The sequence below is a fragment of the Arthrobacter sp. GCM10027362 genome, assembly GCF_042679445.1.
GTDB lineage: Bacteria > Actinomycetota > Actinomycetes > Actinomycetales > Micrococcaceae > Crystallibacter.
Genome location: NZ_JBHTML010000391.1, coordinates 1 through 1,084, shown reverse-complemented (window position 1 = coordinate 1,084; position 1,084 = coordinate 1). Strand labels below are relative to the sequence as shown.

Here is a 1,084-nt window from a genome sequence, read left to right as displayed (position 1 = left end):
CGCCTGGCCCGCGCGCGCCCGGGCCTGCGCCCAGACGAAGAAGCCCGTGATGGTGAACGCGCCGTAGAAGAGGCACCTGAAGGCGGTGTCTTGGTAGCCGGCGCTAAAGAGCAGGGGCACGCCCGGCGCGGCAAACAGCAGCGTCAGCGCCGCGGTGCCCAGCACCAGGCCCGCCGTCAGGCCCAGCCGGGCCCGCCCCGACGCCCAGGTCGGCGTCACCGCGTGGCCGCCGAGGGCGCTGAGAAGTCCAAAAAAACCGCCCAGCACCTCGCGCAGCAGCAGAACGCTGCCGGCGACGGGAAGCTGGGCTTTGAAGAGCCACCGCAGAAGATCCATGCCGTCCCCTTTCCTAAGCCGCGGCGGCTCCGGGGTAACGACAGTGCGGGGCGGGAAGGGATCCGGGCTGCGCGTGATCAACGCAGCCGGTGCGCCTTCGCAAACCGCCTGTACGTGCTTCTCCCATCCAGACTCTAACTGTCGGTACCGGAATTCCACCGGCTCAGCCGCAGCTTCCGGCCCTCTGGTGAAGGCCTTCGGCAACGGGTCGCGGACTATGACCGCCGGTTCGGACTTTCACCGACCCCGGAGCACGTTTTGTACGTGTTGCCATTGTTCCATAAGTGACTGCCGGCATGTCACATTCAAGTCATTCGGTGTAACAGTGCGCGGCGGCACCGGCGTGGAGGCGGACAGCGCTACCGGGTGGCGGCCGCGCGCAGCCGGGCGATCGCCGCATTCGGATCCTCGGCCCCGTACACGGCGGAGCCGGCCACGAACACCGTGGCTCCTGCCTCGGCGGCGCGGGCGATGGTCTCCTCGGTGACCCCGCCGTCCACCTGGAGGGCCACCGGCAGCCCGGAGCCCGCCACGGCATCGGCCGCACGGCGGATCTTCGGCAGCGTCACGTCCAGGAACGCCTGGCCGCCGAAGCCCGGCTCCACGGTCATGATCAGCAGCAGGTCCAATTCCGGCAACAGGTCCAGATACGGCTCGACGGCGGTGGCCGGGCGCAGTGCCATGCCCGCCTTGGCCCCGCGGGCGCGAAGTTCGCGGGCGAGCCGCACCGGGGCCGTCGCCGCCTCGA

General features: G+C 70.2%; 1 protein-coding gene, 1 pseudogene and 1 riboswitch. The gene and the pseudogene both read right to left on the bottom strand.

What is annotated here, in order from left to right; genetic code table 11:
* Window positions 1–336: pseudogene (locus ACFQ36_RS22890) on the bottom strand (hypothetical protein); the annotation flags it as partial.
* Between the two features lie 110 nt (window positions 337–446).
* Window positions 447–595: riboswitch (FMN riboswitch) on the bottom strand.
* A gap of 100 nt (window positions 596–695) precedes the next feature.
* Window positions 696–1,084, bottom strand: a 389-nt coding sequence (locus ACFQ36_RS22885) for a ribulose-phosphate 3-epimerase (protein WP_377017890.1), incomplete at its 5' end; no start/stop codon positions are given.